The sequence below is a fragment of the Streptomyces nanshensis genome (assembly GCF_001751255.1).
In the GTDB taxonomy this organism is placed as follows: domain Bacteria; phylum Actinomycetota; class Actinomycetes; order Streptomycetales; family Streptomycetaceae; genus Streptomyces; species Streptomyces nanshensis_A.
This window is the reverse complement of record NZ_LJGW01000520.1, coordinates 15,720-38,174: the sequence shown is the minus strand read 5'-3', so window position 1 is coordinate 38,174 and position 22,455 is coordinate 15,720. Positions and strand designations below refer to the sequence as shown.

Annotated in this window: 15 protein-coding genes and 2 pseudogenes; 8 read left to right on the top strand and 9 right to left on the bottom strand. The window is 64.4% G+C overall.

The genetic code is table 11. The features are described 5' to 3' along the window. Nucleotides 1-210: 210 nt before the first annotated feature. From AN218_RS38585 to AN218_RS29460, 4 genes are all read right to left on the bottom strand, one after another. Entirely contained in the window at nt 211-459 is a 249-nt protein-coding gene (locus AN218_RS38585; RefSeq protein WP_244900823.1) for a helix-turn-helix domain-containing protein, read from the bottom strand. 156 nt (nt 460-615) lie between these two features. Continuing rightward, nucleotides 616-2,397 carry a serine/threonine-protein kinase gene (locus tag AN218_RS29470; RefSeq protein ID WP_079132714.1) on the bottom strand — a complete coding sequence of 594 codons (1,782 nt, stop codon included), beginning with the start codon at nt 2,395-2,397 and terminating at the stop codon, nt 616-618. 176 nt (nt 2,398-2,573) lie between these two features. Further along, nucleotides 2,574-2,849 (bottom strand): helix-turn-helix domain-containing protein, encoded by a 276-nt coding sequence (locus tag AN218_RS38580; protein WP_244900820.1) that lies wholly within the window; start codon nt 2,847-2,849, stop codon nt 2,574-2,576. 164 nt (nt 2,850-3,013) lie between these two features. Further along, the gene (locus tag AN218_RS29460) at nt 3,014-3,550 is read right to left on the bottom strand and encodes a hypothetical protein (protein ID WP_070020135.1); all 537 of its coding nucleotides are present in this window, start codon (nt 3,548-3,550) and stop codon (nt 3,014-3,016) included. 154 nt (nt 3,551-3,704) lie between these two features. On the opposite strand from AN218_RS29460, the gene AN218_RS29455 reads away from it, so the two are divergent. After that, a complete protein-coding gene (locus tag AN218_RS29455; protein ID WP_070020134.1) occupies nt 3,705-5,198 on the top strand; it encodes a 5'-methylthioadenosine/S-adenosylhomocysteine nucleosidase family protein in 1,494 nt (497 codons plus the stop codon). Nucleotides 5,199-5,572: 374 nt separating this feature from the next. Here the strand turns inward: AN218_RS29455 and AN218_RS38575 are convergent, their stop codons facing one another. Further along, nucleotides 5,573-6,952, bottom strand: a complete 1,380-nt coding sequence (locus AN218_RS38575) for a hypothetical protein (RefSeq protein ID WP_070020133.1) — start codon at nt 6,950-6,952, stop codon at nt 5,573-5,575. On the opposite strand from AN218_RS38575, the pseudogene AN218_RS39120 reads away from it, so the two are divergent. The 7 genes and pseudogenes from AN218_RS39120 to AN218_RS35765 form a co-directional block, all read left to right on the top strand. Further along, nucleotides 6,947-7,183 (top strand): annotated as a pseudogene (locus AN218_RS39120) (NUDIX domain-containing protein); the annotation flags it as partial. The gene AN218_RS38575 and the pseudogene AN218_RS39120 overlap by 6 nt on opposite strands. Nucleotides 7,184-7,400: 217 nt before the next feature. Beyond that, a pseudogene (locus AN218_RS29445) lies at nt 7,401-8,085 on the top strand (hydroxymethylbilane synthase). A 71-nt stretch (nt 8,086-8,156) separates the two neighbouring features. Next, the gene (locus tag AN218_RS29440; RefSeq protein WP_107421604.1) at nt 8,157-8,531 is read left to right on the top strand and encodes a GDP-mannose 4,6-dehydratase; all 375 of its coding nucleotides are present in this window, start codon (nt 8,157-8,159) and stop codon (nt 8,529-8,531) included. Nucleotides 8,532-8,726: 195 nt separating this feature from the next. Continuing rightward, the gene (locus AN218_RS29435) at nt 8,727-9,035 is read left to right on the top strand and encodes a trypco2 family protein (RefSeq protein WP_070020131.1); all 309 of its coding nucleotides are present in this window, start codon (nt 8,727-8,729) and stop codon (nt 9,033-9,035) included. A gap of 13 nt (nt 9,036-9,048) precedes the next feature. Then, nucleotides 9,049-11,529, top strand: coding sequence for a trypsin-like peptidase domain-containing protein (locus AN218_RS29430; protein ID WP_141747742.1), 2,481 nt, complete (start codon nt 9,049-9,051; stop codon nt 11,527-11,529). Nucleotides 11,530-11,632: 103 nt separating this feature from the next. Further along, nucleotides 11,633-11,971: a trypco2 family protein gene (locus AN218_RS29425; protein WP_070020129.1), complete on the top strand. Its 339-nt coding sequence runs from the start codon at nt 11,633-11,635 to the stop codon at nt 11,969-11,971. A gap of 32 nt (nt 11,972-12,003) precedes the next feature. After that, entirely contained in the window at nt 12,004-15,132 is a 3,129-nt protein-coding gene (locus AN218_RS35765) for a tetratricopeptide repeat protein (RefSeq protein WP_171908838.1), read from the top strand. Here AN218_RS35765 and AN218_RS29410 read toward each other — a convergent pair. The 4 genes from AN218_RS29410 to AN218_RS29390 all read right to left on the bottom strand — a co-directional run bounded on the left by AN218_RS29410 (nt 15,122) and on the right by AN218_RS29390 (nt 22,272). Further along, nucleotides 15,122-15,316 carry a hypothetical protein gene (locus tag AN218_RS29410; RefSeq protein ID WP_070020126.1) on the bottom strand — a complete coding sequence of 65 codons (195 nt, stop codon included), beginning with the start codon at nt 15,314-15,316 and terminating at the stop codon, nt 15,122-15,124. The two genes, AN218_RS35765 and AN218_RS29410, sit on opposite strands and share 11 nt — an antisense overlap. A gap of 213 nt (nt 15,317-15,529) precedes the next feature. Then, nucleotides 15,530-16,186 carry a hypothetical protein gene (locus tag AN218_RS29405; RefSeq protein ID WP_070020125.1) on the bottom strand — a complete coding sequence of 219 codons (657 nt, stop codon included), beginning with the start codon at nt 16,184-16,186 and terminating at the stop codon, nt 15,530-15,532. Nucleotides 16,187-17,207: 1,021 nt separating this feature from the next. Continuing rightward, nucleotides 17,208-20,489 (bottom strand): PDDEXK family nuclease, encoded by a 3,282-nt coding sequence (locus AN218_RS38570; RefSeq protein WP_244900818.1) that lies wholly within the window; start codon nt 20,487-20,489, stop codon nt 17,208-17,210. A gap of 127 nt (nt 20,490-20,616) precedes the next feature. Continuing rightward, complete coding sequence (locus tag AN218_RS29390) at nt 20,617-22,272, bottom strand: hypothetical protein (protein ID WP_070020122.1); 1,656 nt, start codon at nt 22,270-22,272, stop codon at nt 20,617-20,619. Between the last annotated feature and the right edge of the window lie 183 nt (nt 22,273-22,455).

Here is a 22,455-nt window from a genome sequence, read left to right as displayed (position 1 = left end):
GCGACGTGGTACCCACCAAGAGGGCGAGCGGGCGAGACGCTGTCCTGCATCTCCAACCCGTCGGTGGTGGTCGCCACTCAACTGGAACAACGGGGCGCAACGCCTGGGCACAACATCCTTGAGACTGGCGCAGCCAGCGCCTACAAGCCGCCCTACTCGGCCAGCTCGTGGCCCCCACAGGCATGTGTGACCGTGGGCGGCGACAGGACCTCATCGACGGAGCGAGGCAACCTCGATCTGGTCGGCGCTTCTAACGTCACGCCTGGTCCAGTGACCTGGCAACCAGTACCTCGACCTGCTCGTCCGTGATCTTCCGCGGCGACCCGAACGCGGCCGGTCCACCAGACCCTCCAGCCGATCCGCCAAGAATCGGGCCCACCACTTGCGCACCATCTCCCGCGAGACACCCAGATCGAGCGCGACCTGCGCGTTCGGCAGGCCCTCCGCACACGCCAGCACGATCCTCGACCGCAACACCAACGCCTGAGACGCCGTGCGCTTACGCAACCAGCCACGCAGCACCCGGCCTTCGTGATCGGACAACTCCAACGACAACGGCTTCGGAGCAGGCACCACCCCGTCCTATGACCGCCCTTGATCTTTGGACTCCGGACACTAGCGCGTGGGGGTGCCGAGGATTTTCCCGAGCGTGACGGCCACGTCGAAGTCCCGATCCCATGTGAGTGCGACGAGGTCGTCGAACTCCGCCTCAGGGCGGAGCAGATTGAGGACGTCGGCTTCGAATACTGAGCCCGGTTCTGCGAGGTCGAGCGCCTCGTCGTGGAAGCAGCGGTACGTGTTGCGTGACCGGAACATGACCGAGTACTCACCGTCTACGAGCTCTCCCACGGACACATCCCACTTCGCTTCAAGCGCCTGCAGTGTGCTGGCGACGCGGTCGGCGTTGAGCGGCTCGGTCAACAGATCCACTCCCACCGCTTCTCGGGCCGAATCCAACGGAAGCGTCTTGTCCCAGAGCACCGAGAGGTGGCGCTCGAAACCGATGTCCTCGCGAACGGTTTTGTCGAACTCCAGGTAGTCGGTGTCCAGATACGCACGCATCCAGCCGGTGATCCAGAGGATCGGGGCGCTGATCAGATTCGCCCGCAACGAGCCATTGCCTTCACCGTAGACAGATTCGCGGATGCTCGTCAGCAGCTCTTCGCAGTGGTAGTCCTTGCAGAACCGGAACAAGTGAGCCGATCGCCGTGGCAGACCGTTCCAGCGCGAAGACTGAGGGAGGGGGAAATCAGCCAGAATCGTCTCCAGCTCGCGTTGGAGCCCCGGCTTGGCGGCCGACAACACGAGAGCGTCGTCGTTCTCGTCCCACCGCCCGGCGGCCTCATAGTCGAACTTCGCCTTGCACGAGGCATATACAACGGCTTGAGCACACGTATTGAACAGCTCCGTGCTCACCCGGTACGCAACCTCGCAGTGATAGTTGAGGTTGAATCGGTCGAGCTCTCCGTCGGCGACCCGCTCGAAGACATGCTTCGCCGACAGCACGTCCCTCGCGGCACGGCCGAGGATCCACTCCACCTCGCCGGACGAGCTGTCGGCGGACGCTTCGTTGGGGCGCAGATCATCGGAGATCTCCTCGATTGTCGAGTCGAGCCGCTGAAGGGTTACCCGAAGCATGCCGCGTACGGTGTCGATGCGGAACCGCTGCGCCTCGTCTTGGAGCAGCATCTGTTCAATGATCGGGTCGAGGTCGGCCAGGAAGGGGTAGCGGTCGCGCACAAGCGCGTGTCGTCGCCCTCGGGCGTTCTGTTTCGTGAACATCTCGGTTATGACGAGGCCGAGCGCAAAGATGTCCGCGGGCTTGCCGATATCGAGGGCGTTGTTCCTCACCATCTGCTCGGGAGCGAGGTAGTTCCGGTTCACTAAGAGGTCCCCGCGATTCGTGAGCGAGGAGTCCTTAAAATGCGCGATGCCGAAGTCGGCCAGGACGAGCCGGCGCGCATCAGGGTCGACGAGGACATTCTCAGGTTTGATGTCGCGATGCACTATGCCGTCGCCGTGCACGTACGCGAGCGCATCGCAGAGCTGGCGCGCGTAATCGAGAAGCACGTCAGCATTGGTTTCGTCGTTGATCACGTTTCGCAGCGTCATCGGGTAGAAGTCCATGACGTAGTAGAAGAAGTTCGCGTCCTCTGAGCGCGCGTGGATACTCACGACGTTCGGGTGGCTCGATGTCTGTCCGTACTCGATCTCCTGCTTGAAACGCTTGTTGCGAGCGGAGTCCGCGTTGCGGTCCTTGTTAATCCGTTTGACTGCGAACACCTGACCGTCGGGCTTACGGCGGGCCCTCCACACCACGGCTGATCCGCCCTCTCCCGGAGCTGAATCGCGCTCGTAAGTGACTCCGTCGATGATGAACGGTTCGTGCTTCGGCATGAACCCACCCTACTGACCTCCTCAGGGCGGTGACGTCGGTCAATTGCCGCCAGGACCAGAGCGCTCTCCGACGGGGCGAGGTAGATGCCCACCACGTCGCGGACCTTGGTCACGAACTGCGGGTCGGTCGACAGCTTCCAGGTCTCCACGATGTGCGGCTTGAGGCCGAACGCCCGTCACATCCGCGAGACGGCCGACTGCGACATGCCCTCCGCCTCGGCCGTCGAACGTGTTGACCAGTGCGAATCACCCGTCGGTGGCGCCTGGCCGAGCGTCCTGACGACCAGGGCTTCGACCGGCTCGTCGGTGATCCTTCGCGGTGGCCCCGAACGCGGTCGGTCCGCCAGGCTTTCCAGCCGGTTCGCGGCGAACCGGGACCGCCACTTGCGTACCGTCTCTCGCGAGACGCCCAGATCGTCCGCGACCCGCGCGTTCGGCAGCCCTCCGCGCACGCCAGCACGATCTTCGACCGCAGCACCAGTGCTTGAGACGCTGACTGCTTGCGCAACGAGCCGCGCAGCACCCGGCCTTCGTGATCGGACAACTCCAGCGACAACGGCTTCGGACCAGGCATCACCCCGCCCTACAACCTCAAGCAAACTAACGACTCAGGACACTAGCGCTCGGCGTAATGCAAGAACTGCCAGCCTAGTGCGGCTAGGGCGAGCGTCTCTGTGACGGAGACGATCAAGGGGAAAGGTTGGACAGCGCGAGAGGTCCAGAACGTGATCACACACGTCGTCGGCAACACCAAGTATGTGAACAGATCGACTGCGGTTTGCAGACGCTTACGCGTAGCGCGACTGGCGTCGTCACGGTGGTAGACCTCCCAACCAAATATGGCGCTAGGGGAAGTACCACTGAGCTCAGCCAGCCTCGGCCCCAGCTGGTCTCGGATGTAACGGCCGATCGCCGAGATCTTCTCGTCGTTGGTCAAGTACGTCCATCCCAGGACGAGGCAGATGGCGGGAAGAGCGAGCAATAGTTGAGCGTGCCTGTTCTGGAAGGTGATCGCCAGGACCGCGGTAGACGCAGCGAGAGTGAAGTAGAGCAGGTTGTCTCGGAATCCGATCCGAGCCCTCTGCTCCTCCTTGATGCGATCGTACTCGGCCAGCAGTATTTTGCTCTCAGTAACATCCTCAGCAGCGGCCACGAAATTCCCCTTCGAAAGATCGTTCTGGAGCGGGGGGTGCACTCAACTACCATGCAGCTGAACCGCGTTGTCCGACCCCAGGGCTAGCCTGTGACTCACGCCCCTGCGCATCACGGTCGCTCGGGTAGACAAGCCGGTTTTCGCGAGGTGCTACATGCGTCCGTCCAGCGGAAAGATCATCATCTTCGCCGCGCTACCACTGGAGTATCGAGCGGTACGGGCGCTGGTCGCGGACCCACAACGGGTCGACCACGCGGCAGGGACAATTTTCGAGGTCGGCCGAATCCCGGGAACCAACTGGGAGGTGTACCTCGCTCAGGTCGGTCAAGGGAACCAGGGCGCAGCCGTCCTTACTGAGCGCGCCATCCAAATGATCGGCCCGGACGCTGTCTTCTTCACGGGCATTGCTGGAGGCATGAAACGCGACGTAGCTCTCGGCGACGTCGTCGTTGCCACGCAAGTTTTCTCCTACCACGGGGGAAAGCAGGAACAGACATTCAAGACCCGGCCCGTGACTTGGTCAGCATCACACCGGCTTGAGCAGACAGCCCGTTTCGCCGTGCTGGATCCGCAGTGGGCGGAGTCTCTATTTCCCACAGGCCGTGAGATCCCCGAAGTCCACTTCAAACCGATCGCGGCCGGCGAGGTGGTTGTGAACGCCCAGGCGTCCACGCTGCAGGACCTTCTGGACGAGCACTACAATGGTGTTGCCGCCATCGAAACGGAAGGAGCAGGCTTCTCAGGCGCCGCTTCCATGGCTGAGCAGGTTTCGGCCTTGGTCATCCGTGGCATCAGCGACCGAGCTGACGGCAGTAAGCAGCAGACAGACACCGGCGGCTTCCAGCTGCTTGCCGCTGACAACGCCGCAGCCCTCACCATCGCCGTCATCAAATCGCTGACCTTCCCCGGAACAGTGAAGACTGAGCAACCGTCCGCACGCCCCGAGACCGTCGGCACCTCTGTCATGGCCAGTGCTGTCGCCGGTCAGCAGCTCAACGAGCCGTTGCCAGTTGCTTGGCGCAGGGAGCTGCTACCCCCGTGGTCAAGCGAAAGTGCGACGATTGAGCTTCATCTGCTGCCGGAGGAAAGCCCCCGGCTGTCCATGCGCCAGATGAATCAGCTCAAGGAGGACCTCGTGTCCCTGGGGCGGTCAGCGTCGTTCTTCACAGCCACCGAAGAAGTATCGAGCGTGATCGGTGACGACTTCACTGCTGCGTACGTCCGCGACGCGCGGCAAGGTCGCAGTATCGGTCTGGCGATTAAGCGGTCCGGCCAACGGAGCTGTTGGGAGTCGCTACCCCGTTCCAGTCACATGTTCATGCCGGTTCTCGATCCAGAGTTCGCCCAGGCACGCATCGCTGACTTGCTTTGGCTGCTGCTACGTCTCCACGACGTCCCGCAAACCCGCTTCGCTCCCGCGCTGGCCATCGACCCCGCCGAGATCCTGACCGTGATGAGCTTGGACTCTGCCAAGACCTCCAACAGCTTCCCGCTGGCACGCGGCGGACGGGGTGGTCCGGTGCAGCTCCTGCCCGACGAGACTTGGGACGCCACAACCATCGAAGGTGCGGTGCCGAACATCGCCGAGGAACTCACGCTGAGGCTCATGCACTGCTTCCGGAATCCTCACGATCAGCAACGGTTCTGACCGGACTCTCAGACCGTCCGGAGCGCTCCGCGCCGGTACTCGCATGACATTCGCGGTTGCAGTTCTGGTTGCATTCACCCCCGTGCAGCGCCGTTCAGGCACCGCACCGACGCAAGCCCGACCGCAGGTCAGAACGCCCCCGCCCACCCCCGAACGCCGAGACGAACATTTGGAAAGCGTGTTGGGGGCAACCCCTCACGAGTTCGATTCTCGTATCCGAAGTTCATCGACCTGCCCGCCGGCACCCCGGCCGCCCCAGCTCCTTGACCCACGACCCCGCACGACCACTGGGCCGTACTTGATGGCGGAGCGGTAGAGCGGGGATTTCCTCCCGCACGGAAAACTCGGTGGGTAAACGCCTGCGATGCTCGCCCTCACCGCCGGTCGGCGCCGCGGAAGATGTCGATGAGGTCGTGATAGCCGGGGAGGCGCCCGCGATAGACCCCCGCGAACACAGCCGTGATGATCAGCGCAACAGCCGGGCCGGTCGCCATCTCAGGTAGATCGACCCGTGAGAGCGCCACCAACACACCGACGATCACGACCCCGGACACCGCCAGGCGCAGCCACGAGCGATCCGCGACAGGCTCAGCCCCCGTCATCTGGTGTTCGTCCAAGAGCTGAAGCGTGCGCCCCTCCGCGTACCGGTGAGCCACTGTGGCCAACAGGGTTGCCATGGTCCGCAACGCCTCTTCGGGATCCTCGTACTGCCGGGCCTCCGCCCTGCGCAGCGCACTGATAACCCGCGCGGCATGGGTCTTCAGCTCCGGCTGCTGATACCGACGCACCTTCCCGTGTCGCGTCTTCCACGCCCGGCGGATCACCCGCTCCGCCCTGCGCACAGACAGCCCCGGCAGGTCGAGCGGTCCCAGCTCCTGGAGCTGGGCAACAGTGCGCCCACAGTGAACCGCGGACAGCATCAGAAGCACGACCGGCCAGTTCCGCGTCTCGGATTCGGCTTCGATGCGCCGCTGGTCCGTCCGAGGCAGAAGGGGACGAAGCCCCACGAGCACGAGGAAGCCGGGAAGCAACATGAGGACTGCCCAGCACAGGAGCACCGCGACGATAGGGGTTCGCAGCAACCCGACCACCTCCGTCGGATGCTCCCAGATCCGGACCGCCGTCCCGGGGAGTTCCAAGGGGAGTATGAAAATGGTCCACTGCGCTGCATCCACGCATCCGCCGATCAAAGCTTCGAGAGGATCGGCGGACTGCGGCGCGGGATTCGTCTCAGTCCACTCCCTTCGGATGACGGCCTCGTTCCATACCGCAATTACCAGTGCGGCCAGCAAAAATGCCCGTACCGGTATGCCCCTCAGGAAGGTTCGGGCCCACCGCGAGACGCAGAGGTCGGCTAGGCCCCTGTGCGGCGGCAGGCCGGTCACGATGCCGGGCAAGACAGAGTGCATCGGGGCAACCACGCGAGCGGTCAACCGGCTCGTCAACCGCCGAAACTCGTGACGCACTCGCAGGACGACATGTCTCCGAACGAACGGCCAGACGTACCGGAGCCATACGAAGCGCATAGCGACGAGCAGGGCACAGAGGGCGGCCAGCACCGCGCACGTGATCAGCTTTACTTTCCAGTCAGGAACCACCCGCAAAGTTTCACCCACCTGGGGGATGTTGGCGCCCACTTGACCGGCTGCCGCCCTCCGAAGCGTGCCTGTGTCCCAGGAGAAGATCGCGTACGGGCACCCCGCAACTCCCAGGTACTGATCACAGACCATCGCGGCGACGTCCTGATCGTGCACCCCGCCAAGGACGACGCGCCGTGGCAGCTTCCCGGCGGGCTGATCGAAGCGGGCGAATCACCGGCCGCGGCGGCGGAGCGCGAAGTACGCGAGGAGCTGGGCCTGGCCCTCGCCGTCCGCCCGCCGGATCTACTGGCTGTGGAGTGGCTGCAAGCAACCCGCCCACGACACCGTGACCGGTTCGTCTTCCTCTTCACGGGGCCCGAACTGGACGACGACTGCTACGACTTCCGGCTTCAACGCACAGAACTTGACGCGCTCCTCTGGGCCCCTCCCGTGCAGGCTCACGAGCTGCTGCATCCGGTTATCGCGCCCGCCTCGACGCCGCGACACGAAGCCCCCGCTTGCCCGTCGACCGTGAGATCCGCACCGAGGAGAGGACCACCGTCCCGTGAGCCTGACCGACTTCGCCGACCGGACCCTTCGCATCGGCACCCGCAACTCGCCCATGGCACTCGCGCAGACCGAGCACGTCACCGCCCTGCTGCACGAGCTGGAGCCGTCCCTCAAGGTCGAGGCCGTGCCCACCGTCACCGAAGCCGACAACTGGGCAAGGCGACCTTGCCCAGTTGGGCGGGAAGGGACCGTTCGTCAAAGCCATCGACCAGCAGTTGCAGCGCGGCGACATCGACGCGGCGATTCACTGCCTCAAGGACGTCCCCGGCGACCAGCCCATGTCGCAGGGTTTGATCTTCGCCGGGATGCTGCCCCGCGCCGGCCTGGAACGCCTCGGCCTGACCCACCGCATCGTTGCCGAGTTCACCGTGCACGAGATGCTGCCCGCCGTCGGCGCCGGCGTCCTCGCCCTGGAGTGCCGCCGCGACGACGCCCCGGTGGCCGCACTGCTGGAACGCCTCAACCACCCCAAGACCCAGACCGAGGCCACCGCCGAGCGTGTGATGCTCCACGGCCTGCGAGGCCACTGCAACTCACCGATCGCCGGATACTGCACCACCGAACCGGACGGCCAACTCTCCCTGCGCGGCATGGTCTTCTCCCGCGACGGCTCGAAGTTCGCCCACGCCCACATCTGGGACGAGACCTCCAACGACCCCGCCACACTCGGCAGCCGAGTGTGCGCCGAACTCCTCCGCCAGGACGCCCGCGACATCATCGAAGGCATCCCCCACTGAACCAGAGGGCATGCGGCTGGTGCTCTGACTTGGAGACATAGCAGGCAACTGCGGCGGCTCCTGCGACCGCCCTGCACTCCGCTCTGAGGGGTGACCCGTTGCGCCTCTTCGGTGACGGTCACCAACGCCGGGACTTCACCTACATCGATCACGCAGTGGCAGCCACCATCGCCGCCGCAGGTGCCCCGCCCGACACCAGCATCGTGAACGTGGGCGGTGGCACCAACGCGTCACTGATCGACGTCATCAACATCGCCAACAGCCTTACGGGTCGCGAGATCCAGCTTCAGGCGGCCACCGCACGCAACGGCGATGTTCTGACCACCCGTGCCGACTCTCGCCGAGCTCAGTCGACCCTCGAATGGCAGCCCACAGTGGATCTCGCCACCGGCATGCACGCACAGTTGCAGGCTTTGACTGCGTCAGCCCAACGGGCCACCGTCTGATCTCCCGCCCGTCTCCCGCCCGCAAATGACCTGTGAACCACTCTCTTGCCGTGAAGAGTCTGCGCGCAGGAGGTGAGAACAGGCCAGGACAGCGGACCTCTCGGAACTGGCGAAGTGCAGAGCCTTATCGTGAGCGGAGGCATGCCCAACTGTCTTGCCACGATGATGACTTGAGGGGGTAATGGATTGGACGGTATGGAGCTGTCCGAAGCAATCAAAGCCGTACGGGAGGGCCTGGAGGCCGCGCAGCGAGACGGTGCAGGCTCGGATCTTCGGTTCAGGGTGAAGGATGTCGTCTTGGACCTGGGAATCGAGCTGCGCAAGACAAGTTCGGCCGGCGGCAGCATGAAGGCGTTCGTCGTCTCTGGTGAAGCGCGCGGAGAGCGCTCCACTGCACAGACGCACCGCATGACCGTCAGTTTGGAGTTGGAGGGAGCCAGTCTGAGGCCGATCAGTGATCAGGGCCACTTGGGCGAGACCCCGGGCGGGCGCCCGTTCGCCTAGGCAGGGGGCTGGGATGGGATGGAATCGTGCTGCCTCAGTGGAGTACGCGGGACGCGTAGGCGCGGGCACTGTGGTCGCACCTGGCCTGATCCTGACGGCCTACCACCTGGTGGAAGTGGCAGTTGGCTTTGGAGATGCGCCTCGCCTCGTCCGATTACTCAACGACGGAGTGCAGGGCCCCCAGGTGGTCGCAGATCTTGCGTGGCGCCGTGGGGATGCAGCGCTGCTGCGGTGCCGGCCTCAAGATCTGAAAGAGGCGTTTGCGCCAGTGCGGTGGGGCGAACTCACCTGCACCAGGCCTACTTCGGCCCCCGAATGCACTGCCGTGGGACTTCCTCGCGCAGCAGTACGGCGAGGATCTGATGTCGCTGCCGATGATCGTTGGGAATACCGTGCGCCCCATGTGGCGGTCGGCCGCATCAACGTCATTGACAACGCCTCTCGCACCTACAGTTTGCAGGTAGCTGGGGAACCCCCACAGTCCTCCAGCGGAACAACCGGTTCCCCGTGGAGCGGAATGTCTGGAGCGGGGGTGTTCTGTCAGGACCTGCTGCTGGGCGTGATCACAGATGAGCCTGCAGGGTGGAACAGTGGCCGTCTGGAAGCCCTTCCGGTGCGGCGGCTGCTGGATGACCGGGGATTCTGCGACCTGGTGGAGCAGGCTTCACAGGCGCGGCCACGGCTGGAGGCTGCCGATCTCGCACGGCTCTTCGACTGTCCGCCGCAGCCCGCGGCCGCAGCGTCCTACCTGCTCTCACCTCGCTCGGAGATCGTGGACTTCACTGGTCTCGACGCCGAGTTGACCACGTTGCTCGATTGGTGCGCCAGCGGGCGGACCGTGGACTCCGCTGTCGTGCAGGGCCCCGGCGGAATCGGAAAGACCCGGCTGGCCGTGGAGCTGGCACGCCGCCTTTCTGAACGACGCCCCGACGCCGAGCACCTCCCGCAGAACCCGGACATACCCTGGTGCGCCGGATTCCTCTCCGACGTCCCCGAGCAGCGTTCCGAGGCGTATGCCGACTTCTGTCACCTCGTCCGGCCCGTACTGATCATCATCGATTACGCCGAGTCACGCACCCAGCAGGTCGAACAGGTGCTCAATGCGCTGGCGGCACACCGGCCGCCCGGCCGCCCGGTGCGCCTCCTGCTGCTGGCACGCTCCACCCGTGAGTGGTGGGAACGGCTGCGCATCCGGCACGCTGCCGCGACCAGAGGGGAGATAATTCAGCTTGTCCCCGAGGCGCTCTACCGGCAGCTGACCCGGGCCCAGGTACAGGAGGTCGCCGCACTCGCCTTCAATCGGCAGATAGCCGCTCTCCACCGGGCTGGCGTACCTGATGACTGGAACCCTGACGAGGCGGCCGAGCGCCTGGAGGAAGACGGCGAGATCGACCAGGAATGGTTGTCGGAGCTCCCCTACCCTGATCATCCCCTAACCGTCCACATGGACGCACTCGCCGACGTGCTGCTCCACTCCCGCCAGGCGCTCGACGAGAAGCCAGCGGCCACCGCAGTGCTGCTGGAGCATGAGATGAAGTACTGCCAGCGCGGTGTCGACGCCGAGCGTCTGGACGTCGACCCGGATCTGCTACGTGCCCTCGTTGCTGTGCAGAGCATGGCTGGTGCCGCCCACAAGGACGACGCCAAGGGGGTCATTACCGCCGCCTGGCTTTTCTACTACCGCGAGTTCGAGGTCCCTCCGCCGCTGCCACCCGACACCATCCTGACGCTGCGGCGCTTACTCCGAGACCTCTACCCGGCCCTTGACGAGGGTTACTTCGGCGGTCTTGGCCCCGACGCCCTAAATGCAGCGCTCATCGACGAGTTGAATACCTCCAGTGGTGAAGAGTTCCTTGAGCAGGTTCTCACCTCCCCCGCGCTCACAGGCAGCCAGCGGCGACGCTGCCTGACGATCCTCACCCGCGCTGCCCCCACCCAAGACCTTCTGGCGGACAGTGCTGCAGGTGTGATCGCCTCCCACCCAGGCATGCTGAAGGAGACCGCCGCCGTAGTCGCCGAGCAACTTCCTGCTGCAGAACGGGAAGTGTGGCTCGCCACCATCGAGAACGCGGAGGTCGAGCTCCGCGAAGATTCAGCACTGCTAGGCGACTTGGTGCAGGTAGCCGGTGAACTCAAGCCACAGCCGGCCGACAGCCCCGGGGAACCCCCACCACACGAAGACGGGGAGGCACCCCTCCCATCGGCTGTCCTTCCGTCAGAGCCGACCGCTACCGCATCGCACGCCTCTGGCCCGGATGACATGACGCTGCCGGCATCCGTTGTCTCCAGCCACCACGGGAGGGCCACGGCACGACGGTTGACCAATGAACCACCGGTGCCGAGAGCATCGGGCGGGGGAAGAGTGGTACGCCGGCAATGGGAAGTTCTGCATGACTACCTGGAGGCTCACGAACTCCAGAAGTATTTCCTCATCACCGCTGTCCCCATCGCCCTGATGACCTGCGCCCTGCTTGTCTGGTGGCCCGGGACCTGACGCAACCCGGCGGGGACAACTACAGTGAGCGCGACCCCCATGCCGGGCGCGTGGCGGCCTTCCTATCCTTGCTAGTTCCAGTCTGCGGTTGCGGGGGGGCGACGTGACGGACGCGTTTCATGAGATCGAACTCACACAGGCCGTGGCGGCCGTGAGGCAGCAGCTCCTCGACGCCGCCGTCGCGGGCGATGGCGAGGAACTGCGGTTCGATGTCCGGGATATCACCCTTGAGTTCTCCGTAGAGCTCCGCAGGGACGCTCAGGCTAAGGCGGGTTTCAAAGCCTGGGTTGTGTCCGGGGACGTCAGTGCCGCTGCCGCGCAGCACAAGGCCCACCGGATTGCGCTGACCTTGGAACCCAGGCGCTCATCGGACAGCACGAGTTGGCTGATCGGTAACCCGGACCCAGCTGAACTGGACGACTTCGGGAACATGCGGGACTGACGTCGCCGGGGGGCTATGACATGGGGGAGGCTATGCGGTGGCGCATCGTGATTGTCGAGGGAAGTACGCAGGGCAGCGGCTGGCTACTGAGCGCACGGCTGATCCTGACTGCCCGTCATGTGGTCAGTGCCAGTGACGCACGGGCTGGTGTCCCGGGTGGCTCCGGGCTCCAGGACTGCAAAGTTCTCTGGCGGGGTGTGGGCGAGGCGTGCGACGCGGCGCTGCTGCTGGCGGATGCCGACCTAATTGAGCCGGAGGCGACCCCGCCGGTGCGCTGGGGTGAGCTGGAAGGTTCGTCGGTCTGGTCCGGTTGCGAGGTCATCGGGTTTCCCCACGCCCAGCGGACGGGCCGTCGGCCTGATTCTGAGCAGCTGGTCGGCACACTCAAGCCCGGCTCGTCAGTACTGCGCGGGCGCTATGTGATCGACAGTGCGCACTCGGCCCCGCAGACATCGCGAGACGGCTCGCCATGGCGGGGAATGTCTGGCGCAGCCGCTTTCCTGGGGGACTACCTGGTCGGGGTGGCAGTCGATGATCCGAATGGCTGGGCGCACGGTCGCCTGGAGGCGGTTCCGGCAAGGACGCTCCTCGCCAACGAGGAATTTCTCGAACTCGTGGAGCGGCACACCGGAGTGCGGCCAGCCCTGGAGCGGATCCGACGCAAACGGCGCTTTGCGTGGGAGGCGGTCGCTGGGGCGGAGGCGGTTGGTTACGGTACCCATCCTGTGCGTGAGGTCGATGGCCTGCCTGAAACTGTGCCGTACGTTTCGCGGGATCTTGACGAAAGGCTCGACGGACGCCTGCGGGCGGCGGCGCGCCAGGGCGGCTTCGTTTTGATGACGGGAAATTCGGGGGTAGGAAAAACGCGTTCCGCATTTGAGGCGATGCGGCGGACGCTCGGTGAGTGGCAGGTCTGCTGCCCTGATCCAGCGACCGATCTCAGTGGGCTTACAGACGACTGTCGGGAACCAGGCAGGTACCGGGTGGTCTGGCTGGATGATCTAGAGCGCCATCTGCATCCCAAAGGGCTTACCGGTGAACTGCTGACCGGGCTGCAGAGGAGCGGGACGGTTGTCCTCGCCACCTTGCGTTCTCAACTGTATGACCGGTACGTGAACCGAAGCGCCCGGCGCGGCGCAGGCGAGGCGCTCGACGGGCCGACTTTTGCCGAGGCTGTGCTTCGGCGCGCTGCGCTCGTCCCCGTCGACCGGATCTGGAGCGATGGGGAACGTGCGGCCGCTGCTGGCTCCGGTGACCCCCGTCTGGTCGAAGCACTTGCGGCCGGTGACGACTACGGCCTGCCGGAATACCTCGCGGGGGGACCCCAGTTGATGGAGCGGCTGCGTGCGGCCGTTGGGTCGCTCGGAGTGGATGGAGGGCATCCCCGTGGGGCGGCTCTAGTGACCGCGGGGATCGACCTGGCCAGAACTGGCCTTGCGGGACCACTGCCGGGCGCAGCATTGGAGCGGCTGCATCACGCCTACCTCAAGCGTGCGGGCGGCGCCAAACTGCGGCCGGAGTCCCTGGAGGAGGCGTGGGCCTGGGCCTCGGAGGTTCTACTCGGAGCGACAAGCCTCCTCGTGCCAGACGATGAGTGCGGCTGGCAACCCTTCGATTATCTGGTGGCTGAAGACTCGTGGGCGGCTGGCGTGACTCCAGTGGCCGATGCGGCATGGGAGGAGGCCGTGCGACTCGTCGATGGGCCAAACCTCTCACTGCTCGCCTGGAACGCTCAGTTGGCAGATCGTCCTGATATCGCACTCAGGGCACTCCGTCCGGCGGCACAGGCGGGGGATACCGCTGCGATGACAGAGCTCGCGGGCCTGCTCATCGACCAAGGGGAAGTATCGAGCCGGCAGGAGGGGGAGCGGTGGCTGCGCGACGCAGCCAATCGAGGCGATGGTGCGGCTATGTGCCACCTAGGTGCACTGCTTGCCGAAGCGGAGGACGGCGAGAGAGCCCAAAGGTGGCTTGAGGCGGCGGTGCGGGCGGGTGAGGCACGCGCGTTGCGGGTGCTCGGTGACCTTGCTCTGGATGATGAGGATGAGGAGGCGGCTCGGGAGTTCTGGCTCAGAGGAGCTGAGTGGGGAGACGCCGAATGTGCCGTCAGGTATGGCGACTGGCTACGGCGGAACATGAACCTCATGGGCAACCGCGCCCAGTGGCTGGTGAGCGCAGCTGATCACGGACTGCCTGCTGCGGCTCTTGCTTATGCTGGGACGTTGGCGTTCGGCGAACTCCCGGACGAAGCAACGTTGTATATCCAGCGGGCCCACGACGGCGCGCTATTGCGTGCGGAGTCCGGCGACCCCGATGCCATGATCACGCTGGGCACTGTCCTGGCTCTGCGTGGCCAGCTCGATATCGCTCAGCTCTGGCTACGCCGAGCTCGGCAGCGCGCCCCAATGCTGATGCCGGACTGGCGGATCGTCCATGCGGCAGAGGGGCAGCCGGGCCTGTCAGCCGTCGCAGTCAGTGGGAGCACCGAACGTCACCTAGCTCCAGGGCAACTCGAGAAAGCAATGGCCTTGTTGTGGCCGATTGACTGCCAGTACTGCGGGGGTTCTCTTGACGATGGAGTTCCCGCGCTGCGGGTGTTCGAGCAGCCCGGCAAGGCGACTGCAACCTTGAACCATCTGGGCATGTGCCGCTATCCCGATTGGGTAGACACCGACGGACCGGCCGGAGACCGACGGCACGGGGTGATGACGGTCATTGGTACTTCGCGCGCGCTGGCCAGCTGGCGCGCGATCGCGGTCAAGACCAGCCTGCTCCGCATAGACGATCGAACTCCCGTGGCCATCCTGGTCAATCCACACCTTGAGTCCATCGACTTCGTGCCTCCGAATCGTGACCGGGACGGTTGGTGGGTGGGCGTCACCGACTATCGCCGAGACCTTGGCCTCGTGCCTCGTGATGAACCTATCCGCGCCGCTCAGGGGACCGCAGTTCTGAGTGCAAGAGTGTTGACCTTGAGGCTCGGCATCGAGGAGTGGGAAGCTCCCGTGACCGAGCAGGTACGAGTTGAGATCGCGCAGCAAGGCGGGGTGCCGATCGTGCTCTCCTCGGGGCTGCCGGATTCGTCAGTCACTCCTGACTCGTTGGACTACGCCCTACGAGCACCCAACGTCGCCGTGGCTTGGCTGCCGCTCACGAGGTGAGGAGCCCGTCAGACGACAGGTGCTCGGTCCACGCCCCACCCCCAAACACCAGGCCCACGCCGCAGACGCTGGGCGTCTGCGGGACCTCCACAACAACCTGGCGCCCCTGCCCCGGCGTGACGAGCAGAACACGGTGCTGGCAGTTTGCACGGCAGCACAGCGCCTTCTCGATGATGGAGAACATGGCGCCGTGGGCGCAGCCGTTGTCGAACAGTTCATACTGCGGGTCCTACCGGAGTAAACGCCTGATATCTCCCCGCACGGTGACTAGCGGGAAGGAGGTCGCGCGGCCGTGTTCCGGCAACCGAGCTGCCGCCACACGATGCGACGAGCAAAGAGGACAGGAACATCAGATCCTGTTCCCGTCCTCCCCCCGCTCAGTCTGCTGGGCGCCGCCTCATCCAGTTCGTACGCCCTGCGAGAGCACCGAAGCCGACACGATCTCCTGCTGGCAACAGGGGCACTCGGTCAACTGCTCGGGATCGACCCGCCATGGGCCGAGCCACACCTTGCGCGCTTCAATCTCCTGCCGGTCCCTTGCCGCCAGGAGTCTGCCCATCGCGACACCGAGCCGGGTAAGGCAGACTTCTCGCTGCTGTGCACGACGCCTCTCCAGGCCCAGGCGCCACCACATCACTTCGGCGACGTCGAACGACGTCTTGCAGTACTGATTGACCAGGGCAGCGACCTCACCGAGATTCAGCGGCACCTTGGGGTCATGGATGCCGTTGACGAAGGCTTCCACGACCTCTTCGCGCGTCGGTGGCCGGTACTTCGGGCTATCCACGGGAAGCATGACGTCGGAGAACACCTTCCCCGTCTGCCGTAGCATCCAAGACTCGGCAGGCGTGGGCCAGATCCTCGGCCCCGCCGTACGACCATTGCTGTACCGCAGCACGCCGACCGAGGACAGACGACCCACGCATTGCTGCGCGTTTCGAGTCTCGAACGAGTAGCCGTAGACCTGGCGAGCAACGCCCTCCCAGGTCATCCAAACTGGGTACGGCTCAACTGTGCGGGCCTCGGCAAGCACCTTGTAGATCTTCGATCCCACGGGAGACTTCTTAGACACGGTGCGAGGCTAGGCAGGGCCGGCGGCAGAAGGCGCTCGGGACGGAGACTACACACGATCGAGTGCATCTCTCCAAGTGAGCTGCCCGCCAAGGCCAGCGAGCAGCTATAGCCCTGTCCGACTCGGGCAGACCTCTGTGCCGGTCGCGGGCTGGCTCGACTGACGATCGCACACCTCTTCATCGCGGGCGATGGCCTGCGGTACCTCTGCCGTGTTCTTCAACACGGCCTGCCACGCATACGTGCCGACAGTCCTCGACCGGCAAGACCTCGCGGATGGGAACGCGAAACTGCAGGTAAGTGAAGCCGGGACGCGCGTCTTGGGCAGAAGCCCGGCTGGATTCGTTGCCCAAGCCGTCGGCGCGACGATGGGATTGCTACTGGACGCACCGACCTTCCCCCGCCGCGATTCTGGACGTGGGTGGCGGCCCCTGGAGCACACGTCCGGTGCCTCGGCAAGACATGGTTGGCAAGTAACACCTATCTCACTGGGCTTGATCTAAAGGAGCGGGCATGCATGAGCTTGTAGCGATATGCGATGTTTGCAAGCGAGTCGTGGCCGATGGCGAGGGCAATCTGTGGGTGGACATGGCGGAAGTTGAGCAGGTCACTGTGAACGAACGTGCGTGGGAACAGCTCGAATCTGAGCCTCAGGAGGGTGGGGCCGTGACGTTCTCGGGTGGGAGCCTCCTTTCGTATCCCACTCCTGCGCGCTGGCGCGTTGACCACGCCTCCTGCGACTCGGCTCCTGACGCCAACGCGTACGCCATAGAGGTCCATCGCTGTCGAAGCTGGGCAGACCTCGTGCTGTGGACAGCCCATCTCATGGGGAAAGAGTGGCTTCTTTACACCGACTGGGATGAGCTACTACGTGCTGTCAGCGAGTCAGCTGAAACACGCATTAGCCCTGCCGTACGCCCGACACTGCACCGATAGATGACTGAGCAGGTGCGGACAGGCGGCGACACCTCTAGGTACCGCTCGAAGAGGTAAGCACGCTCAGGCTAGGTGTGGAGGTGCGTTGCTACACGGACGCTGTGGCGTGGGTCCTGAGCGAGGGCTTCCAGGATCGCGGTGGCTGATTCGGGAGGGTCCGGCGCAAGGTAGGCCGCTGCTTCGGCCAGCGTGCGTCGCACACGGCCGTCACTGTCGCCGGCGAGGCGCATGGCCGTATCCAGACAGCGTTCAGGGTTCTGCATACACAGCACGGCGCTGAGTTGGCGGACACCGACATGGTTGTGCGTGGCCAGGAGACTGGTGTCTATGTTGCTGGTGACCTCTCGTGGGAGTTGGTTGAGTGTCCTGGCGGCGGTCTGGAGGATGGAGCGCTCGTCGCTGCGTAGGAAACCAAGCGCCTGATCTCGCACCCACTCTTGTTCCTCGATCGTCGTGGCCGAAGCTGCGGCCAGGCGTAGTCCGTGACCACAGAGCGAGGCAGGTCCACCGTTGATCCTGAATGAGCTGAGTGGATGAGAATCGCCGGTCAGCTCATCGTCAAGATGGCTACCGTCTTGTTCGCCGAGCACAAATGCCCTGCTCTTTTGGAAGGTTTCGTGTTTCACGTCCGGGGATTGTTCAAGCACTAGATTGCTGGCCCCGATGAGCGCGTCCTGCCGGGTCGAGGCCACCTCACGTGGGTCACCAGCGACATCCAGAAGTTTCCTAAGGCAGGCCTCCTGGTCTTCATCGGCCAGACTGCTTGCCAGATATGAGTCGGTAACCATGGCGGTCCCGAGTTCAGCGTGCCCAGGTTTAGGGGCGGGTCGGTTCAGGATTCGATCACGAGCTTGTTCCGCGCGGTCGCGTACTGAAGGATGGATGGGGTGAATTTCGGAGCACATGACGTCGCTCAAGTAACCTCCCTGCTGCGCCAATTGGATCGCCCGAGCGCGAAGTGTGGTCTGTTCGTCGTCGGTCAGCATTCCGGCGTCGCCTGGTTTACCGAGACGGTCTTTGCGATGTTCCCGTGCCGCCAGTAGTTCGAGCACCCTGTGACTTGCCAGGAGCTCAAGCGCCTTGTGGGTGTCGTACTCTGCGAGGTCGAACAGCCTGGTTAGGGCAGCCATGGTGAGGTCCGGGTGTGCAAAGGCGATCTCGACGCATGCGGCCGCATGTTCATCGTCGGTGTGCCGGTAGTGGTTGGGCTCACGAACCACGTCGGAGGCCAGCAGCTCAAGGAGGGTGCCAGCCTGTTCGGGAGTTCCCCTTGACGCCAGCGTGCAGGCGCTCTTTGTGGCTTGCAGGGTGAGGGCCTGTGTTGGTGAGTCACTGAGCTCACCTGCCCTGCCTCGCGCAGCCAAATCTGTGAGATCGCTGAGCAGCGTGCCCACCGTGTGGTCTTCGATCAGATCTGCCTGCGCTGAGATGAGCGTCGCTCGGGCGCGGAGGACCCACCATGGTTCGTCCCTGAGTTGCCCCACCGGCAACAAGAGGTCGCCGACACTCGTGGAAAGTTCTTCGAGTCTCTTGGCGTTCCCCGCGCGTTGGTAGTACGTGGAGGCTAGGGCGGGCTCGTTGTTGTCGCGGTACAGGTCTCCAAGGAAGCTGAGTGCCTCATTCTCATCGGCCCAGCTTCCCGTCACGACACTGTCAGTGAGCCAACGTCGAGCTGACAGCACGGCTTCGATGGGCTTCTTGCGCAGCACAGCTGACATCGCCTGCGCCCTTGGGTCCCGAATGCGATCCAACAATCGGCCCGTTCCTGTTGCGCCGAGAGCCTGGGCAAGGTGATGCTCGTCGTCGAGTTCTGTGGACCAGGGGCCGTACTGAACATTCAGTGACCGGATGGCGTAGAGCCAGTCGGCGGCGTCCTCAGCCAATCCGGCGTGGATAGCGTCTTGAACGGCATCCCTCCAGCTTTCCAACGCTTCCTCGGCCCGATCTTCGAGACAGCATCGCCGAGCTTCGCGCGCGCTGATCAGTGCCGAGTGTCGGCCATGGACCAGGTGTCGCCTCGCTGCTCTCAGGAGTTCCTCTCTTACGAGGGAGTTGTACTCGGCACGCACGAGTCGCAGGCGTATGGCGAGGTCTTCTCCGAGGCCTGCGATCGGCCGCTCGTCTGCTTCTGTGACCGCAACGCTGATGAGGTGATCCAGTTCCTCAAGCTGGTGCGGATCTGTGGCCAGCCGATACTCAGCGAGAATCAGGACCAGCAGGGGCCAATACCCCAAGTCCACATCGCTCTCCGCCAGCTGGAGGTCGGGCTTGCCGGCGCCAAGTGGGTGCAGAGCGTTGTCTACAGCCGCTCGGACAAGTTCGGCATGCCGCCTGGTTGTCGCAGCCTCCTCGGTACCCGTCGACTCGGCATCACGTGCCAACTCCCCGAGCAGGCGAACTAGCTTCCGCGGTTCGTACCGATCACCGTGGTAAAGCGCAGTCACAGCCAGAAGAGCCGCGAGTCCCGCTGCTTCATCGAAGAGCCCGGCCTCCCGTAGGGCATCGAGTTGTCTGTGACGCAGCACAATCGCATGTCCGCGATGGCCAGCTTCCTGCAACCGGACCGCCAGGTCGCCATACAGAACGGCGGACTCTGCCGGAGCCCCTGCCCGCTTGGAGTCCGCCTCGCGCAAGATCGGCTTCACATCAGCGGTCTTGAGGGGACCGATGAGGATTCGCTCCGCCTGCTCGTGGCGATCCGGAAGCGGTGCTGGTACCCCTGGGAGAGGTGCCCCAGTACAGAACACCTTGGCTGTCTCGCGGGTCCAGAACTGAGCAACGACATCGCCGTGGTAGCGGAGGTGCTGGTTGATCTTCTCGGAGCCCCAAAGGTCCAGTTCAAGATCAGGATTCTCGTCCTGAAGCTTGGCCAACTCATCGGCGAGTTGCGTGGGTTGGGCAGAGGCCGAGGTCGCGATGATCAGGCGATAGGCGTTGAAGGGCCGAAGTCCGGTGGTGAATTTCTCGACAGCTGCCCGTAGGTTTCCGGCGGTGAACTGTTGATAGTCCTTGCATTGGATCACGGTGTAGCGGCCGTCCGCCTCACGTCCGGCGAGGTCAATCCCGTGTTGCTCCTGCCCCTGGATGCCGTAGCGACGGAACTTGATACCTCGAAGACCAAGAACACTACGCGAAACCGCAAGCAGCAGCTTCTCGAAGCGTTCCCAGCCGATGTTCAAGTTCAGGTCTTCCCCCGGCGGTTGATTCCCGGGCGAGCCTGGGTCGGGCGGCTGCCGCAGCTGCGGATCGGCCGAGTATGCCGCCCACGCATCTGTCACCAAGCCAACCTCGTCGCCAGTCGCCTGCGAAGGCCTCAAGGGATCGGGACAATCCGAGCCGGAATGAGTCATACTCCACATTATGTCGGCGTACGCACCGGATTGTTAGGTTCGAGTGCGACCTGGCGCAGACCGTAGTGAACGCTGACCGAGTGGCCGGTGGCCTCTCTGGCCACATCGCTGGGAGATCTACGTCAGCTCAGGAGGGGCAAGCTCGGGGTATCGAACCACCGGGCTCGCTGTCCCCGGCTGGGAGCACCTGCACCGCATCGGAAGGCACCGGGAAGGCGTCACCCGACGTGGGATCCCACAGATTTACCTGACCACCGACTGCACCAAAGCTGCCGTACACCTGTTCAGGGTCAAGCTGGTGTCCGTCCAGGGGGAGTTCGTCCAAGGGACCGATCGGAGTCACACAGACTGGTTGGGGGTTGGCGCCGTAATAGTGGTCTGGTACTTGGCCGGATCGCCATTGCCGAACCGCTTTATCGCCGGCCGCCGAGGCAGTATCCAGTACGGTCGTTGCCCAGGCCAGGGTGAGTGCCATGGCCCCGGTGATGGCGACGATTGGAAGGAATGGGCGCAGCGTACGGTCGCGAAACAGCGGTCGCAGGTAGCCCCAACTGGCGAGGAAGACGAGACTCAGCGTTGTAGAGATGCCGAGCACGTACGTCGAGGCCAGGAACTGCCAAACGTTAGAAACGTCTATCTCCTCGGCACGGGTATGAAACGCGGCGCCATAGAACGTGAAGAGGACAGGGCTGAGCCCGCCAAGTGCTGGAACGGCCACCGGGAGCAGCGCCACGAGAAACGCCACGAGAAACGGCCTCCGGCTGCCGGCGCGAGCCAGGTGTCGGATGCCAGGCGTTACGAATACCGTGCCTGCCAGGAGTAGGTGCCAAGCGACAGCGCTCGCTGGATTCGTATTCCAGGTCATCCAGGCGGTGACCGCGAAGAACACTCCGCTGACTGCCACCGCTGCCAGCCATGCGCGCGCCCGCTGGTGCCGGTAGACAATTACTTCTTCGTCCTCGTCCGGCTGGGCAAGGTTCCCGTCCCCGGTTGTCGTGCGACCACTATCCAGCGCCGGAGAGTCGGTACGGCGACGTTGGACCGTGTGACGTTGGCGGGCGAGGGGAAGCATGACGGTGGCGCACCACCAAGTAAGCAACGCCCAGGTCGCCAGCGCAGGCAGAGCCAGCCACCAGGGGCCCGCCGCCACTGGGAGGCCGAGTATGCCCGCCGCCCAGCTCAGCGCCACTGCCCTCAGCACCCGCCTGCGGCCTTCCCCAACCCTGGTCCGGCGCAACTCGTCATGGGCCTGCACCCGTCGCGGAAACGGGGGACGCACCCGTCCCTCACCTGCGCGTCGCTGAGCCTCCTCGTAGGGACCGAACAGCACTGTCCCGGTGTCGTGGAACCCCATGCTCCGCTCCAGATTGAACAGCCACCGGACCCACGGATACGAGTGCGTACTGCGCGGTGTACAAACAAACCAGTGGGGTTCCTGGCGACGCTGTCTGCGTAGCATCCGCGCGCTCACCGGTCGTAGGTCCAGGTGGGCATTGTCTGCGAGGTCCTTAACCTCTTGGACCGCCCACCGCTCCGGTCGACGGGCATCACGGCCGACGGGTATGTCAAGCGTGTAGAACGAGATGTGGATCGCCTCGTCCGGGAGAACTCCGCCCGGGGTGCGAAGCGCCGGGTCCGTCTCTTCAGCGTGCAGTACTTCCCAACCCATTTGCTCGAACGATGCTTGGGCGGTTGTCCGGTGTTCGACGGGTCCTGTGAGCGCGGCCTCCACCCGGACGGTGACCAGTACATCCCCGCGACTCTGCCCCTGCTCCATCTGCATATGATCCTTTCCTTCCCATGGCGACGGGAGTGGGACTTTCCTGTCGAGCAGACTCCTCTGAGCTGGTTGCAGAAGCAGTTGGCGACGGCGACTGACCGCCCAATGGCCTCACAGGTCCGGGAGGGGTGCCTTCACAGCCACGCGGGTTCGCGGTGGGCAGCGCGGTCAGTGCCGTCCTTCTCG

Coding starts and splice junctions, on each gene's coding strand:
- AN218_RS29455 (WP_070020134.1), top strand. CDS start 3,705: ATGCGTCCGTCCAGCGGAAAGATCATCATCTTCGCCGCGCTACCACTG.
- AN218_RS29390 (WP_070020122.1), bottom strand. CDS start 22,272: ATGCAGATGGAGCAGGGGCAGAGTCGCGGGGATGTACTGGTCACCGTC.
- AN218_RS29410 (WP_070020126.1), bottom strand. CDS start 15,316: ATGTTCTCCATCATCGAGAAGGCGCTGTGCTGCCGTGCAAACTGCCAG.
- AN218_RS29430 (WP_141747742.1), top strand. CDS start 9,049: ATGGGATGGAATCGTGCTGCCTCAGTGGAGTACGCGGGACGCGTAGGC.
- AN218_RS29470 (WP_079132714.1), bottom strand. CDS start 2,397: ATGCCGAAGCACGAACCGTTCATCATCGACGGAGTCACTTACGAGCGC.
- AN218_RS38570 (WP_244900818.1), bottom strand. CDS start 20,489: ATGACTCATTCCGGCTCGGATTGTCCCGATCCCTTGAGGCCTTCGCAG.
- AN218_RS35765 (WP_171908838.1), top strand. CDS start 12,004: ATGCGGTGGCGCATCGTGATTGTCGAGGGAAGTACGCAGGGCAGCGGC.
- AN218_RS29435 (WP_070020131.1), top strand. CDS start 8,727: ATGGAGCTGTCCGAAGCAATCAAAGCCGTACGGGAGGGCCTGGAGGCC.